The sequence below is a fragment of the Pedobacter sp. JCM 36344 genome (assembly GCF_046546555.1).
Taxonomy (GTDB): domain Bacteria; phylum Bacteroidota; class Bacteroidia; order Sphingobacteriales; family Sphingobacteriaceae; genus Pedobacter.
On the sequence record NZ_JBKHKK010000001.1, the window covers coordinates 346,797 to 361,375 of the forward strand.

At 40.5% G+C, this 14,579-nt stretch carries 13 protein-coding genes; 6 read left to right on the forward strand and 7 right to left on the reverse strand.

Annotated features, from left to right (window positions below; translation table 11 throughout):
* Positions 1 to 11: 11 nt before the first annotated feature.
* From ACHFIZ_RS01530 to ACHFIZ_RS01555, 6 genes are all read left to right on the forward strand, one after another.
* A complete protein-coding gene (locus ACHFIZ_RS01530) occupies positions 12 to 560 on the forward strand; it encodes a carboxymuconolactone decarboxylase family protein (protein WP_410882154.1) in 549 nt (182 codons plus the stop codon).
* Position 561: 1 nt separating this feature from the next.
* Entirely contained in the window at positions 562 to 1,104 is a 543-nt protein-coding gene (locus ACHFIZ_RS01535) for a carboxymuconolactone decarboxylase family protein (RefSeq protein ID WP_410882156.1), read from the forward strand.
* Positions 1,105 to 1,429: 325 nt separating this feature from the next.
* Positions 1,430 to 1,828, forward strand: coding sequence for a hypothetical protein (locus tag ACHFIZ_RS01540; protein ID WP_410882158.1), 399 nt, complete (start codon positions 1,430 to 1,432; stop codon positions 1,826 to 1,828).
* Positions 1,829 to 1,933: 105 nt separating this feature from the next.
* The gene (locus ACHFIZ_RS01545) at positions 1,934 to 3,016 is read left to right on the forward strand and encodes an efflux RND transporter periplasmic adaptor subunit (protein WP_410882159.1); all 1,083 of its coding nucleotides are present in this window, start codon (positions 1,934 to 1,936) and stop codon (positions 3,014 to 3,016) included.
* Positions 3,017 to 3,037: 21 nt separating this feature from the next.
* Positions 3,038 to 6,205, forward strand: coding sequence for an efflux RND transporter permease subunit (locus ACHFIZ_RS01550; RefSeq protein ID WP_410882161.1), 3,168 nt, complete (start codon positions 3,038 to 3,040; stop codon positions 6,203 to 6,205).
* Complete coding sequence (locus ACHFIZ_RS01555) at positions 6,198 to 7,631, forward strand: TolC family protein (protein WP_410882163.1); 1,434 nt, start codon at positions 6,198 to 6,200, stop codon at positions 7,629 to 7,631. Before ACHFIZ_RS01550 ends, ACHFIZ_RS01555 begins: the two co-directional genes overlap by 8 nt.
* Positions 7,632 to 7,688: 57 nt before the next feature.
* On the opposite strand, the gene ACHFIZ_RS01560 is transcribed toward ACHFIZ_RS01555, so the two are convergent.
* From ACHFIZ_RS01560 to ACHFIZ_RS01590, 7 genes are all read right to left on the reverse strand, one after another.
* Positions 7,689 to 9,260: an ABC transporter permease/substrate-binding protein gene (locus ACHFIZ_RS01560; RefSeq protein WP_410882165.1), complete on the reverse strand. Its 1,572-nt coding sequence runs from the start codon at positions 9,258 to 9,260 to the stop codon at positions 7,689 to 7,691.
* On the reverse strand, positions 9,253 to 10,221 hold the full coding sequence (locus tag ACHFIZ_RS01565) for an ABC transporter ATP-binding protein (RefSeq protein WP_410882167.1): 969 nt from the start codon (positions 10,219 to 10,221) through the stop codon (positions 9,253 to 9,255). The genes ACHFIZ_RS01560 and ACHFIZ_RS01565 overlap by 8 nt, the downstream gene beginning before the upstream one ends.
* Positions 10,218 to 11,597 carry a mercuric reductase gene (locus tag ACHFIZ_RS01570; RefSeq protein ID WP_410882169.1) on the reverse strand — a complete coding sequence of 460 codons (1,380 nt, stop codon included), beginning with the start codon at positions 11,595 to 11,597 and terminating at the stop codon, positions 10,218 to 10,220. The genes ACHFIZ_RS01565 and ACHFIZ_RS01570 overlap by 4 nt, the downstream gene beginning before the upstream one ends.
* A gap of 302 nt (positions 11,598 to 11,899) precedes the next feature.
* Positions 11,900 to 12,385: a hemerythrin domain-containing protein gene (locus ACHFIZ_RS01575; RefSeq protein WP_410882171.1), complete on the reverse strand. Its 486-nt coding sequence runs from the start codon at positions 12,383 to 12,385 to the stop codon at positions 11,900 to 11,902.
* Between the two features lie 70 nt (positions 12,386 to 12,455).
* Entirely contained in the window at positions 12,456 to 12,848 is a 393-nt protein-coding gene (locus tag ACHFIZ_RS01580) for a group III truncated hemoglobin (protein ID WP_410882173.1), read from the reverse strand.
* A gap of 14 nt (positions 12,849 to 12,862) precedes the next feature.
* The gene (locus ACHFIZ_RS01585) at positions 12,863 to 13,279 is read right to left on the reverse strand and encodes a cytochrome C (RefSeq protein WP_410882175.1); all 417 of its coding nucleotides are present in this window, start codon (positions 13,277 to 13,279) and stop codon (positions 12,863 to 12,865) included.
* 277 nt (positions 13,280 to 13,556) lie between these two features.
* Complete coding sequence (locus ACHFIZ_RS01590) at positions 13,557 to 14,570, reverse strand: cbb3-type cytochrome c oxidase subunit II (protein WP_410882177.1); 1,014 nt, start codon at positions 14,568 to 14,570, stop codon at positions 13,557 to 13,559.
* Positions 14,571 to 14,579 lie beyond the last annotated feature (9 nt).

The window sequence follows — 14,579 nt, forward strand, 5'->3', positions numbered from 1 at the left end:
ATATAATTTCTATGGCACATATTAACGTTCCGGAAGGCGTACCGGGCATACGATCACTGGTAATGTTTAGACCAGAAACCGGAAAATATCTTTATGAACTTGCACAAGAATTATTGCGTGGTGAATCACCTTTGTCTCAAGCAGAAAGGGAATTAATCGCCGCATACGTATCCAAAAGAAACGATTGCCTTTTCTGCATGAGTAGTCACGCAGCCGCAGCAAGGTGCCTCTACCAATCTGACGAAGCAATCGTAGACGAAGTACTGAAAGACATGTCTTCAGCTGCAATCAGCGATAAAATGAAAGCGTTGCTCAACATTGCCGGGAAAGTACAGATTCTTGGCAAAGAGGTAACAAAAGAAGATATTGACCTTGCTAAACAAGAGGGCGCTACAGACAAAGAGCTTCACGATACGGTGCTTATTGCCGCAGCTTTCTGTATGTTCAACAGATATGTAGACGGCCTCGCCAGTTTCACACCTACAGATCCTGAGGTCTATAAAGAAATGGGCAAACATATGGTCAAAGGGTACAATTTACCACCTAAACAAACTAGCTAAAGTGGCACATATCGACCTTAAAAATGACTTGCCAGGCATTAGAGGACTAATGGAATATCGGCCAGAAACTGCGGCTCCTTTAAATGGACTGGCAGAAATATTGCTTCGCAGTGATGACAATTCTCTTTCCAGAGGAGAACGAGAACTCATCGGCACCTACGTGTCTTACCTTAACGATTGCTTCTTTTGCCAGAACGTTCATGGGGCGCTGGCAGGCCATTATCTCCAATGCGACATTGACCAGATTGACGCTATTAAAGCTAACTTCAATACGACAGATCTATCCGCAAAAATGAAAGCTTTGCTTTCTATCGCTGCAAGTGTACAAAAAGGAGGTAAGAACGTGACGGCCGGGCAGATTGAACAGGCAAAAACAATAGGTGCAAGTGATAAAGAAATTCACGACACCGTTTTAATTTCTGCTGCTTTTTGTATGTTTAACAGGTATGTTGATGGCTTAGCAACAGGGTCTCCTCAAGACAGACAATTCTATGTAAACCGTGCACAGCAACGCGCCGAAGACGGCTATTTGCTCTTAAGATAAAGGAACAAGCACAATAAACCTTCGTTTTATTGTGCTATTGTGAAATCTGTATTGAGGTTCTAAATTTGGGTTGTCTTCGCAACTACTAGGTAGCAACAAGGGGACTCAGTGCATACTCCTAGCCATAAAGCACCTCTTTTCCCAAGTAATATGCTCTTAGACCTCTCTTAGTCCTAGAGTAGTCCTATAAGTGCTCTCTTTTTGGTCAATAACCTCAAGTATAGATTGAACAAAGGCTAATTTTATCATTTAGAAATAGTTGACAAAACTCTGACTGTTTGAAAAGCACTAACTAACATACCAAATATTATTTTTGAGGCAAATTATGAGAGCCACTTTTCTGTTATTCCTGTCTCTGTGTTTTTTCCTGCTTACCGGATCCCAGTATAGCTATTCCCATACGAATGCTCAGGATACCCATAAGCCGGATGAAAAAATCATTATAACACATTCCTCATCAAAGACTGTAGCGCCGGCTTTCTTTCTGCATAAAAATAAAACACTTACCGAAATAAAGGAAGACTTCATCAACATAGAGGATGATGATGAAGAGTTTGTAATTGCCCGGAAGCATATTGAACTGATAAACTACTTCGTGACACTGGCATATGCCTCTATTTTAGTTCATTTCTATAACTACCTCAAAAACTGCTTGCCATTCTGCAAGCATTTATCTTACAAGTCTTCTTATAAATACATTCTTCAAAGGGTATTAAGAATTTGATAAATATTTATTGGTTCGTATAGGCAATAACATGCTAAAAAACCAATCTATCCATCCGGGTATCAATCACCTGGGCTATCAATTCACTTAATATTTATAATAACAATGAAGAGAATCTTTATGCTCACAGGCTTGTGTGCAATCTTATGCCATATAGGCTGTACCACCAAAGAAGTAAAAACAGAGGAAGAAAGCAAGTACACTGTTACAAGCGCACTAAAAATAGATACTTCTTTCACTAAGGAATATGTTTCCCAAATAAAATCTGTGCGTAATATTGAAATCAGAGCACTAGAAAAAGGTTTTCTACAAACCATTTACGTCGATGAGGGCCAATCTGTAAAAGCGGGCCAATTGCTGTTTAAGATTATGCCCAAAATGTACGAAGCTGAACTTGACAAAGCTCTGGCTGAATCCAAATCTGCTGAAATCGAACTGCAAAACACAAAGCTTTTGTCTGATAAAAATGTAGTGTCCAAAAACGAATATGCCATGGCTAAAGCTAAACTTGATCAGGCTAAAGCTGAAATCACAATGGCCAAATTTCACCTTTCCGCTACAGAAATCAGGGCACCATTTGATGGCACTATTGACCGTATTCCGTTGAAACTTGGTAGCCTTGTTGATGAAGGGGAACTGCTAACAAGCCTGTCCGACAATAGCCAGATGTTTGCGTATTTCAACGTATCGGAACCTGAGTATCTAAATTATCAAACGGATCTTAAAAATCGGGGCAATAAAAAAGTAAGCCTGTTACTCGCGAACAATGAACTTCTGAAGTATGAGGGTAATGTGGAAACCATTGAAAGTGAGTTTGACAGTGAAACTGGAAATATAGCTTTTAGAGCAAGGTTTCCAAACCCGGATAAACTATTGAAAAACGGAGAGACAGGGAAAGTCCAGATGACCATGCCGTTAAAAAATGCTTTAATAATCCCACAAAAAGCTACTTACGAAATTCAGGACAAAATCTATGTTTTTGTAGTCGATAAAAAGGGCACTGTTAGATCTAGAAACATAACAATAAGTAGTCAAATGCCAGATCTTTATGTTGTTGATAGCGGACTTACAGCAGATGAAAAGATCTTGCTTGACGGGGTGCAAAAAGTCAAAGACGACGACAAGATCAAATCCGAATTTATTGCACCGAGGGCTGTCATTTCCCGCCTTCAACTGAAAGCCGAATAGTTTCATTCTAAAAAAGTAATTATGTTTAATAAGTTCATACACAGGCCCGTCCTGTCTATAGTGATATCTCTTATTATCACTTTTCTGGGTGCGCTCGCAATTACCCAACTTCCTGTAACGCAATTCCCATCGATTTCACCACCTAAAGTAAACATCACAGCAGAATACCCTGGTGCTAACGGAGAATTAATGATAAAGTCGGTAATTATTCCTTTAGAACGGGCCATTAACGGTGTTCCGGGGATGAAATACATGACATCTGATGCCGGTAACGATGGTGAAGCTACCATTCAAGCAATCTTTAACCTGGGTACTGACCCCAATCAGGCATCAATAAATATTCAAAACCGGGTAGCTTCAGTCATCAATAAACTACCTCCACTGGTAGTCCGGGAGGGGGTAAAAATTACGAGAGAGGAGTCGAATATGCTGATGTACATCAATTTGTACAGCAAGGATCCAAAAATGGATCAAAAGTTTCTCTTCAACTTCGCAGATATCAATCTGCTTTCTGAACTCAAACGAATAGACGGTGTAGGTTTCGCGGATATCCTTGGAAACAGGGAATATGCCATGAGGATCTGGCTAAAGCCTGACCGCATGCTCGCCTATAAAATCTCTGCTGATGAAGTGCTAAAAGCCCTGGACGAACAAAGTTTAGAAGCCTCACCGGGTAAAACAGGAGAAAGCTCTGGTAAGAGATCGCAGTCATTTGAATACGTATTAAAGTATCCGGGTAGATACAGCACCAAAGAGGGATATGAAAATATCATCCTTAAATCCAGCGCTGACGGCGAAACCGTTCACCTAAAAGACGTTGCCGAAATAGAGATTGGAAGTTCATTTTACGACATTTATTCTAGCTTGAATGGAAAGGAATCAGCCGCTATAGTGGTTAAACAATCCTATGGAAGTAATGCAAGTCAGGTAATCAAAGACATAAAAGACAAGCTGAAAGAGATCAAATCTACTTCCTTCCCTAAAGGAGTAGATTACGAGATCAGTTACGACGTATCAAAATTCCTGGATGCCTCTATTGAGAAAGTGATTCACACCCTTGTTGAGGCCTTCATTTTGGTAGGCTTAGTGGTGTTCCTATTCCTTGGAGACTGGCGTTCTACATTGATACCTGCTATCGCAGTCCCAGTATCACTAATCGGAACTTTTCTATTCATGCAGTATTTCGGGATTACACTCAACTTGATTACCCTCTTTGCATTGGTATTGTCTATCGGTATTGTCGTCGATAACGCCATCGTGGTGATTGAAGCCGTCCATGCGAAGATGGAAGAGAAGAATCTTTCACCTATAAAGGCTACAGAAGAAGCAATGCATGAAATCAGCGGGGCAATTATTGCAATCACCCTTGTGATGGCGGCCGTGTTTGTGCCCGTTGCGTTTATGTCTGGACCTGTGGGTATATTTTACAGACAGTTCTCAATAACTATGGCAACTTCTATCATCCTGTCGGGCCTGGTTGCACTTACCCTCACCCCAGCTCTGTGTGCTATGATGCTTAAAAATAATCATGGAAAGGCGAAAAGAAAAACATGGGTTACCCAAGTTTTAGATGGTTTCAACAACTGGTTCAACAAGGTTGCCGGAAGATATCAAAAGCTATTGGGAGCTATTGTTAATAGAAGATCGATCACCTATATCATGCTGTTCGCCTTCTGCGCAGGGACTTTATTACTGAATAACAATCTTCCTTCAGGATTTATTCCAAATGAAGATCAGGGAATGTTTTATGCGGTAATTCAAACACCTCCCGGCTCATCTTTAGAACGAACCAATCAAGTGGCACAGAAGCTACAAAAGATTGCAGAGGATATGAAAGATGTACAATCTGTTTCTTCATTGGCAGGATATGAAATTCTTACAGAAGGTACGGGAGCAAACGCAGGAACTTGCCTTATTAACTTAAAAAGTTGGGATGAACGCAAGCATTCTGTTCAGGAGGTAATTAATGAGTTGAAAGAAAAGTCTAAAGATGTAACGGGTGCGACCATTGAATTCTTTCAACCACCCGCTGTGCCTGGGTATGGAGCAGCTGGTGGTTTTGAGTTGCGTTTGCTAGATAAGGGCGGCTCAGGTGATTATAAAAAAATGGAAACGGTAAGTAGGGAGTTTGTTAAAGAACTCAACAAACGACCTGAACTATCCTCTGTTTTTACATTTTATAGTGCCAGTTTCCCTCAATATATGTTGAAGATTGACAACGCCATCGCTCAGCAGAAAGGGGTAACGATTGAGAATGCGATGAACACACTTTCGACATTAGTAGGTAGTAATTACGAAACCAGCTTTATTAAATATGACAGACAATACAAAGTCATGGTGCAGGCACTGCCGCAATACCGGGCTTTGCCGGAAGACATCTTAAAATTGTACGTCAAGAACAGCAGAGATGAAATGGTTCCATTCTCTGCATTCATGAAGATTGAAAAGGTATATGGACTTTCTGAGATCACGAGACACAATATGTACAATTCATCAGAAATAAGTGGAACCTCTGCTCCAGGATATAGTAGTGGATCAGCAATTTCTGCCGTGAATGAGGTAGCAGAAAAAAGCTTACCGAGAGGATTTGGCATCGACTGGGCAGGTATTTCTAAAGATGAAGTAGCTCGAGGTAATCAGGCTATTTACATCTTCCTGATTTGTTTGGTGTTTATCTACATGCTTTTGGCGGCTCAGTATGAGAGCTTCATACTACCCTTCCCGGTAATTCTTTCCTTACCAGCAGGGATTTTTGGCGCCTTTTTACTGTTGAAATTATTCGGACTGGAAAACAACATTTATGCGCAGGTTGCTATGGTGATGCTCATTGGTCTCTTGGGTAAAAATGCTGTACTAATCATCGAATTCGCAATTCAGAAACATAAAGCTGGAAGTACGGTACTTCAGGCCGCGATCGAGGGATCTGCAGTTAGGTTTAGGCCAATTCTAATGACCTCTTTTGCATTTATCGCAGGATTAATACCACTAGTTTTCGCTTCTGGTCCTGGTGCAATTGGTAACCGAACAATTGGCTCCGCCGCAGCTGGTGGAATGATATTCGGAACCGTATTCGGAGTAATCATCATACCGGGACTCTACTTCATTTTCGGCAGCATCTCCGAGCGGTTCAACCTAGTGAAAAATGAAGAAGAGAATCCACTAACAGAAGAAATTGATCACAATGTATAAGCTTAAAATAAATAAATACGCTGCGCTACTAGGCATTTGCCTGGTAGTAGCAGGCTGTAAGATTCCAGCAATTACGCAACAAGCAGATAGCAGACCTATGCCAGAATCCTTTAACAACAGTAAAGACACTTCCAGTATTGCGAATATGGGTTGGAGAAACTTCTTTACAGACAAGAACCTGGTAACTCTGATTGATACTGCATTAAAAAACAATCAGGAACTCGCGTCCACATTACAAGAAATCCAAATTGCGAAGAATGAGATTGCTTTCAGAACTCGTGACCTATCGCCAACGGTTGGCGTAAGAGTTGGAGCTGGAATTGAAAAAGTTGGCAGGTACACGAGTCAGGGCGCAGGTGATGCTACTACCGAAGTTGCGCCAGGCAGAGAGTTTCCTGATCCGTTGCCAAACTATGGGGCATCTCTGTATGCCAACTGGGAGGTCGACATCTGGAACAAACTACATAACGCTAAAAAGGCGGCAGTCACAAGATACTTGGCTTCCGTTGAAGGTAAAAACTTTGTTCTGACCAATCTGATTGCGGAGGTTGCAAATTCATATTACGAACTACTGGCTCTCGATAATCAGCTTGCCATTGTGAAACAGAACATTAAATTGCAAGAGAACGCGCTGGAAATCATTAAAGTGCAAAAGGAAGCAGCCCGTGTTACGGAACTTGCTGTTCAGAAATTTAGAGCAGAGGTTTTAAACTCTAAGAGTCTGGAGTTCGAGATTCTACAGCAGACCAAGGAAACTGAAAACAAACTTAATTTGCTACTCGGTAGGTATCCGCAGGAAATAATACGGGATAGAAATGATTTCATCGCAATAATCCCGTCAACTGTTAGCGCAGGCATTCCATCACAACTGTTGGCCAACAGGCCTGACATCATGCAAGCAGAATTGAAATTGGCTGCTGCTAAGTTGGATGTCAAAGTCGCAAGGGCTGAATTCTATCCCTCATTTGGTATTTCCGCAGCGTTAGGCTTTCAGGCTTTCAAACCTGCCTATTTAGTTAAGCTACCAGAATCTATGCTATACTCCCTGGCTGGAGATTTAGCGGGACCATTGGTAAACAGAAAAGGAATTAAAGCAGAATTTTACAACGCCAATCTTCGTCAATTGCAGTCTATGTACAATTACCAGCGCATAATTTTAAATGCTTATCTGGAAGTTTCTACACAACTGTCAAACATCGACAATCTGCAAAAAAGGTATGCTTTGAAGTCGCAGGAAGTGGACGCGTTAACCAAATCCATAGATATCTCAAACGATCTCTTTAGGTCCTCAAGAGCCGATTATCTTGAAGTGCTGATGACACAACGGGATGCGTTATCTTCAAAGTTAGAATTGATCGAAACGAAAAAGAAACAGCTAAATGCAATAACAACTATGTATCAGAGTTTAGGAGGCGGTTGGAGATAAGCAATTGATTTGAAAGGCCTGTCTTATAAGCCGGTCTTTCAAATCAATTCTAAGATTCTATTTTTGCGCCAAATATTTCGTAAGATCCGTGATCGTAGTAATATGGAGTGACTGTGATTGCCTTTTCCTCATCATCAATGCGTAAGAATTATTAAAGCCAATAGGCATCAGCCATTTGATTTTATAATCCTTCTGAAAGGCCGATTTTACATAGTTGTAGGTAAGATGGCTATCCTTTGTGATTTCCTTAACTACCTCTGGGCTTGGCTGTAATAAAACCAATAGGCCCGTTCCGGTATATTCAGGATAAAAGTCAATTTGATCATTCATTAGCGCATCAAAACAAATCTTTGTGCCTCCAAGACCAGTTTTAGTTGCCACTTCGTAGTCAGTATTCCCCTTAATAAGCATGCTATACATTTCGGCGAGGATGTACTGCTCCCCAAAGATTTTAGACCCAATCCTTATTACGCCTGATTGTCCGTTTCTTGGCGGCTGATAAAGCCCAGCTTTCAAAAGAAAATCTTTAGCGACACGCTCAGGAGATTGTTTTAAATAGTCTGTTCGGTAATTGAGGTCAGTCATCACAGAATCTGTAATTTTCCCGGCGAGAAGATTTAACACTTGCTCTAGGTCAGGGAATTTTTTCAAGGAAGATTCCCTAACTATCGGAGCCGCATAGTAAGGAGGAAAGATCCCCTTATCATCTTTTAAAATGCGAAGGTCAAATGCCTTTAACCTTCCATCCGTCGAGTATCCGCTAATCACATCTAAGTCCCCTTCATAAGCAGCCTTGTACATTACCGCATCGCTAATCACAGTGGTGTGAATCTTCAACCCATAAATCGACTTTAGTCCGAGGTCTCCGTCTTGTCTACCCATAAATTCAGGGGTAAACCCGGCCCTTAACTTTGTGGTGTAGGTACTAGGCCACAGATAAATTCCAGTCAAGACAACGATGATTACTGGAAATACAAGCAGGACTTTCTTAAGTTTCTTACCATCTAACTTTTGAAGTCTTGATAAGAGAAAATCAAGTAAAACGGCTAGCAAAGCCGCAGGAATGGCTCCCGCAAGAATCATGTTAGTATTGTTTAAGGAGATCCCTCCAAATATGAACTCTCCTAATCCCCCTGCCGCGATATAGGAAGCCAGGGTGGCAACACCCACATTAATTACTGTAGCAGTTCGAACACCTGCCAATAATACTGGCATAGCTAATGGAAGTTCTACTCGAAAAAGAATCTGCATTTTACTCATTCCCATCGCATTCGCGGCCTCAATAATGGAACGGTCAATGCCAACGATACCCGTATAGGTATTACGGATGATAGGCAACAGCGCATAGATGAGCAGGGCAACAATAGCTGGTTTAGCTCCAATGCCCAGGAGGGGAATCATAAAGCCTAAAAGAGCAATGCTTGGAACGGTTTGTAATACTCCTGCGATACCCAGAACACTCCCTGCCAAGTTGCTTTTACGCGCAATCAAAATACCCAAAGGGAGCCCAATAACCACGGCAAGTAGCAAGGATATAAAAGTCAATCCAAGGTGTTGAAAGGTCTGTCTGAGCAGCTTGTCCGACTGCTCGTACATAAAGCTCCACAATGTTTGCTGTTGCTCAGTCATGGATTTCCCTATTTTGATAAGAGTTAAAGGCATTAGTAAGCTGCGTGAAGTTTAGGTTTTTAAACGTCTTAGTGCGTGTATTTATAAAAGATTGATGTTCAATCGATCTATCTGCGCTAAATGTCTCCATGACCGACCACATACTGGCTTTATCAGCTGAAATTGTTTTATTAGTGTGCGTGAGATCTTCTGGCAAGAATTCCCAAAGATCTTCAATAGTCACTAGTTTAAACTGAAGCGCAAGTCGTTGTCCGTCGAGAAACTTTATTACAAAGTCATTTTTCGGAGCAAATAACAGCTCTTTAGGTGTTCCAATCTGAATAATTTTACCCTGATCCATAAGACAAATCCGATCTGCCAGTTCAAAAGCTTCCTGAACATCGTGAGTTACCATTAAGATCGTCTTCTTTGTAAATTCTTCCAACGCTTTAAACTCTGCTTGGATGCTTGATCTTGTGACATTATCCAAAGCTCCAAAGGGTTCATCCATTAGCAAAATATCAGGATCGCTAATTAAAGCCCGGGCTAAACCTACACGTTGCTGCTGTCCCCCGCTAAGTTCCCTGGGAAATAGCTGCAGGTAATTTTCAGGAAGATGAAGTTTTTTAAGAAGTTCCAGTGTTCGGTTTATGGTATGCTTCTTATCCCACTGTAAAAGTCTGGGCACTACTGCTATATTTTCTGCAACGGTATAATGAGGGAAGAGCCCAATATTCTGCATTACATAACCTATTTTTCTACGAAGTAACTCTGGCTTTTCCCTTGAGGTATCAACTTCGTTAATTGATATCGTTCCTGCATCAGGATCGATCAATCTGTTAATCATTTTCAAGGTAGTAGTTTTACCGCAGCCACTGGTACCAAGTAACACAAGATTCTCCCCTTCTAAAACATCAAATGAAATATCATCCACTGCTTTAATGTTCCCGAAAGTCTTGGTTAACCCAGATACTTTTATCATTCTACTTTCATGAAGAGGTTATTTAGCGATTCTGAATAAGTTGGATGTGCAAATATATTATATTTAATCATATCATAAGTGATACCGCCTTGCATCGCAATTTGTAAAACGGACATGATTTCTCCTCCTTCAGAGCAAAGCATACAAGCTCCTAAAATCTCCTTGGTTTTTCTGTCGACAATTGCTTTGATGAAACCCAGGGTTTCTCCTGTTTCAATTCCACGTGCCACCTGTTCCATAGAGATCTTTGCTACAAGGTAATCCAGTCCCTTTTCTTTGGCTTCCCTTTCTGAAAGTCCAACACGACCAAGTTGAGGATCAGTAAACATACAATAAGGCACTGGCCTTCCCTTTGTACTTAGCTTAGCCTCCTCGATCAGGTTTCTGTAAACAATCGTGTAGTCGTTATATGCGACGTGCGTGAATGCTGGCCCACCTTTAACGTCACCCAAGGCATAAACACCTTTAACATTAGTCTCCAGCTTTTCATTAACGATCACGTTTCCTCTATTGTCGGTTTTCACACCAGCGATTTCCAGACCAAGAATATCAGTTTGCGGTGTTCGACCTACTGCGATTAAAAGATGAGTAGCGGTTATACGTTTTGTTTTACCTTTTGATTTCAAGCTGACGATGATCTTACCATCCTTTTTCTCGATACTTTCAATATTGATATCCGTTAAAATTTCCAGTCCCTCATCTTCTAATATTTTGGTAAGCTCTTCGGAGACGTCATCATCCTCCCTTCCCATTATAGAGGGAGATTTTTCCAGAATCGTAACCCTGCTGCCAAAGCGTTGAAACATTTGGCCGAATTCCAATCCAATATAATTCCCGCCAATCACGACAAGGCTTTCAGGAACTTCTTCTAAATCAAGAATGGTTGTGGAAGTTAGGTAATCAATATTTTCCAGGCCATTTATATCAGGAACTGCAGTTTTAGCACCCGTATTAATAAAAATCCAATCGGCCGTTACTATTTCTTTTTCTCCGTTAAAAGTGGCTATGGTTAGCTGCTTTTCTCCCGAGAAGGTTGCTTCTCCCATAATAAGATCCAGGCCCTTCGTAGATTCAATGCCCTTTTGCGCAGAAACCTGGAAAGATTTAACAATCTCATCTTTACGGCTCTTAATCTTCTTAAAATCGACATTTATGTTTCCTATTTTGACTCCCAAATCCCCGGCAGTTCTGGCTTTATGTATGGCCTGAGCAGAGGCAATCATAGCTTTTGTAGGAGTACAACCGTCGTTGATACACGTCCCGCCAACTATTCTCTTTTCTATTATTACTGTTTTTTTACCTGCTAATGCGAGTTTTTTAGCAAGTGGTATACCGGCTTGACCTGCGCCGATAATAATGGCATCATAGTGTTTCATAATTTAGTGCTTTCAAGTTAGGGAATGTGATAGGTGTATAACTCGAAAAGCGATTAAAAGTTCTGATTTAAGGTCAAAATTGGAGGTATCCATGTAACTTTCCTGCCATACTCTTCTTGTAATCCTTACTGCGTTTGTCAATGTAGATGTAGGAAAAGCAAAGGAGAATACAGACACTTCCCCTTTTTCTACTACACAAGTCTCGCACTTTTCCATTCCCAAACATTCTCAGAAGTCAATTTTGTGTTGGGTTCCGTCGTCGTATATTTGAACATGAATAGCGCTAAGATTATCTATGAACTTTATTTTTTCTTTATCCAAAATTCGTCCTCGTATTCATTAATAAATTCTTCATTATAATCCTTTTCTAAGAAAAGAGAAATACCATGAAGCTTTGCTTCAGATAATTTTTCTTCTAGATGAGGGAATGCAATTCTTTCCTCAAAACGTATATGATTACTTAGTATCTCCGCTAGTTTTGTATATGCGTTTGGGTCGTCTTTCCCAAATGAGTTTATTTTTTCAATTTGTGTAATAATAGCTATATGGTCATTTTTAGCCTGTATACAGAGTGGATCATTTATCATATTGAACAACAAAACTTCCTCATTTAAAAAATGATTCTTTAAATGATCCTCCCAGAAATGGTTTACGTATGCATTTAACCTGGATGTCTCTACATTTAACTTCAAACCCTCCCTGACTTTCCAGGCGAAAAGCAATCCGAAATGATGTTCTCGGGAAAGTACCTTTAACTCATCACTTCTTTTAATTGGTTGAGTTTTCATAATTGCAATTATAAAGAGAAAAATATTGGTATAGGATGCATTAAATTCTGCGAACGAATATTGGAAATCCTTACACAATTACTTTGCCTGGCTCGCCTCGCATGGCATCAAGCTTACTTAAAAACATAATGGCCATAGTTTCGGCTCTCTTTTTTGTACTATCAGCCATTTCACCAACGAAAAGGGCGTCAATAGTACCATAAAATAGAAAGATCCATCGTTCAAAATGTTCACTTTTTATCGGTAACGGTGCATGCCTTGCAAACGGATTCCCAGTGAAGCCAGGAACACCGAATAATACCGCATTCCAGAAAGCATACATCTTTTGCAGATGAGGCTCCCAATCCTTGATAACTCTATTCAATATAGGTCCAATCAATTCGTCTCGTTGAACTTCCTTGTAAAATGTATTTACAAATAAAATAATTTCATCCAAACCATTTATATCTTGTTTTGCTTTCATATCTAATCAAATTACTATTGAGTAAACAACTGAACTGTTGAAGACGTAAAATGGTAATATGCAGCCCATGCTAAAAACAATATTAACAACACGAAGATCCAGAAGGGAATACTCTGGGGAGTTTCGCTTCCAATTATCATGAAATTCTTCTGATCGCCTTTACCATAGGCATTCACCATAATCGGAATAATTCCGTCAACTACGGCACCTTCCCTTATTCCTTCAATTGCAATAGCAGGTCCATTCCTTACCTCGAATGGAACAAGACGTACTCCTTCCTTTCCAGTCGGGTCTTTACTGACAATTTTAAGAATATGTTTGCCATCGATAAGTTTGGTTGTATCCATCTCAAAATTCACTGGTGCAACTAACTCTGCGATAGGCTGACTTTCTTCGTCAATAAATATATATATCTTGCTGCGTGCTTCCATTTTAGTCTGCATTTAGAATGATTTGCTTGATGTGATTATCAGACTTTTCTCCCGGGTTTAAAAGCCATTTAAGAGAATAAAACAATGTAAAAAGAACAATTATTATTGCGCAAGCAATGATAAAATAGTCAGAATTACCATCAGGCCCTATTCCATGCGAAATTCCCTTTAATAATTTTGGCAATTGCTTTTCGCATGCTGGGCAAGCGGAAACCGTTACCCTAAAAAAAATTAAAGGAATAGTTAATGCAATTAATATTTTACTTCTCATCATTTTCTATTTAGCTGTCACTTTTACTTTTTCCATGAATTTTTTCACCTCATCAACAGTCACTTTTTTTGCATTATTACCCCAGCTGCTACGCTCATGATTCATAATTGCAGCAACTTCCTCTGGCTTCAACCTATTGTTTGTCCCCACAGCAGGCATTACACCAAACCCTTCTTTCTCTCTGCCACTATAGCCATTCATGATGATATTAACCAATAACTCTGCATTTTCATCCAACACAACCTTACTACCCTTCAATGGGGGAAAAGCTCCTTTTAAGCCTTCTCCGTTCTGTTGGTGGCAACTCTGACAATTGTTCGCATACAGCATTGCCCCATTTAGTTTCTTCTCACTGCCCGGCTTAGAATCCTTACCTGCTGCATCAGCCTTTTCATAAAGAAAGGCCGGCTGAGGTGCATTGCTTGGTAACTTGGTTTGCTTTAATTCTTGCAAATAAGCGACGAGTTGTAAGGCCTCCTCTTTTGCGATCACAACGCCCATCTTCCCCTCCATGAATTCTTCCGGTACGCTAACGGAAATGTCTCCTTCTACTTTTTTATTCCTTATTTCGAACATCCAGCGATACGAAGGCATAATTGAATTTTTGACAACAATACGTGGATTGAATAAGTGTGAAAGGTGCCATTCAATACTCGGTTGACGGGTCCCGATATTAGTCAGGTCCGGACCTGTGCGTTCCGTACCCATTAATGTTGCAGTGTTACGCCAGAAATCAGTACGATGATTATCCGCGTAGTCTGCAGCGATGCTTGGACGTTCGCCCCAGATTTTATCCATATCAACGTTGCGTACTTGTTGAGTATGACAAGCTACGCAACCATTGGAAATAAATACCGCCTTTCCTTTTACTGCTTCTGCACTCAACGGTTGAGCAAAAGGAAGCGGTGCGTTATTGGCCTGATTATTTAATGCTGGCACAATGCAGACAAGAAAAGTCAACACTGCAAAAAGCAGGAATGCGGCAGTAAATAATTTGGTATGGCTGTTAAAAAATTCCATTGGTCTTCT

What these genes read in the sequence shown, in the direction of transcription:
- ACHFIZ_RS01580 (WP_410882173.1), bottom strand. Translation starts at nt 12,848, where the DNA reads ATGAAAGCAAAACAAGATATAAATGGTTTGGATGAAATTATTTTATTT.
- ACHFIZ_RS01550 (WP_410882161.1), top strand. Translation starts at nt 3,038, where the DNA reads ATGTTTAATAAGTTCATACACAGGCCCGTCCTGTCTATAGTGATATCT.
- ACHFIZ_RS01590 (WP_410882177.1), bottom strand. Translation starts at nt 14,570, where the DNA reads ATGGAATTTTTTAACAGCCATACCAAATTATTTACTGCCGCATTCCTG.
- ACHFIZ_RS01530 (WP_410882154.1), top strand. Translation starts at nt 12, where the DNA reads ATGGCACATATTAACGTTCCGGAAGGCGTACCGGGCATACGATCACTG.
- ACHFIZ_RS01585 (WP_410882175.1), bottom strand. Translation starts at nt 13,279, where the DNA reads ATGGAAGCACGCAGCAAGATATATATATTTATTGACGAAGAAAGTCAG.
- ACHFIZ_RS01540 (WP_410882158.1), top strand. Translation starts at nt 1,430, where the DNA reads ATGAGAGCCACTTTTCTGTTATTCCTGTCTCTGTGTTTTTTCCTGCTT.
- ACHFIZ_RS01555 (WP_410882163.1), top strand. Translation starts at nt 6,198, where the DNA reads ATGTATAAGCTTAAAATAAATAAATACGCTGCGCTACTAGGCATTTGC.
- ACHFIZ_RS01570 (WP_410882169.1), bottom strand. Translation starts at nt 11,597, where the DNA reads ATGAAACACTATGATGCCATTATTATCGGCGCAGGTCAAGCCGGTATA.
- ACHFIZ_RS01560 (WP_410882165.1), bottom strand. Translation starts at nt 9,260, where the DNA reads ATGACTGAGCAACAGCAAACATTGTGGAGCTTTATGTACGAGCAGTCG.
- ACHFIZ_RS01545 (WP_410882159.1), top strand. Translation starts at nt 1,934, where the DNA reads ATGAAGAGAATCTTTATGCTCACAGGCTTGTGTGCAATCTTATGCCAT.
- ACHFIZ_RS01565 (WP_410882167.1), bottom strand. Translation starts at nt 10,221, where the DNA reads ATGATAAAAGTATCTGGGTTAACCAAGACTTTCGGGAACATTAAAGCA.
- ACHFIZ_RS01575 (WP_410882171.1), bottom strand. Translation starts at nt 12,385, where the DNA reads ATGAAAACTCAACCAATTAAAAGAAGTGATGAGTTAAAGGTACTTTCC.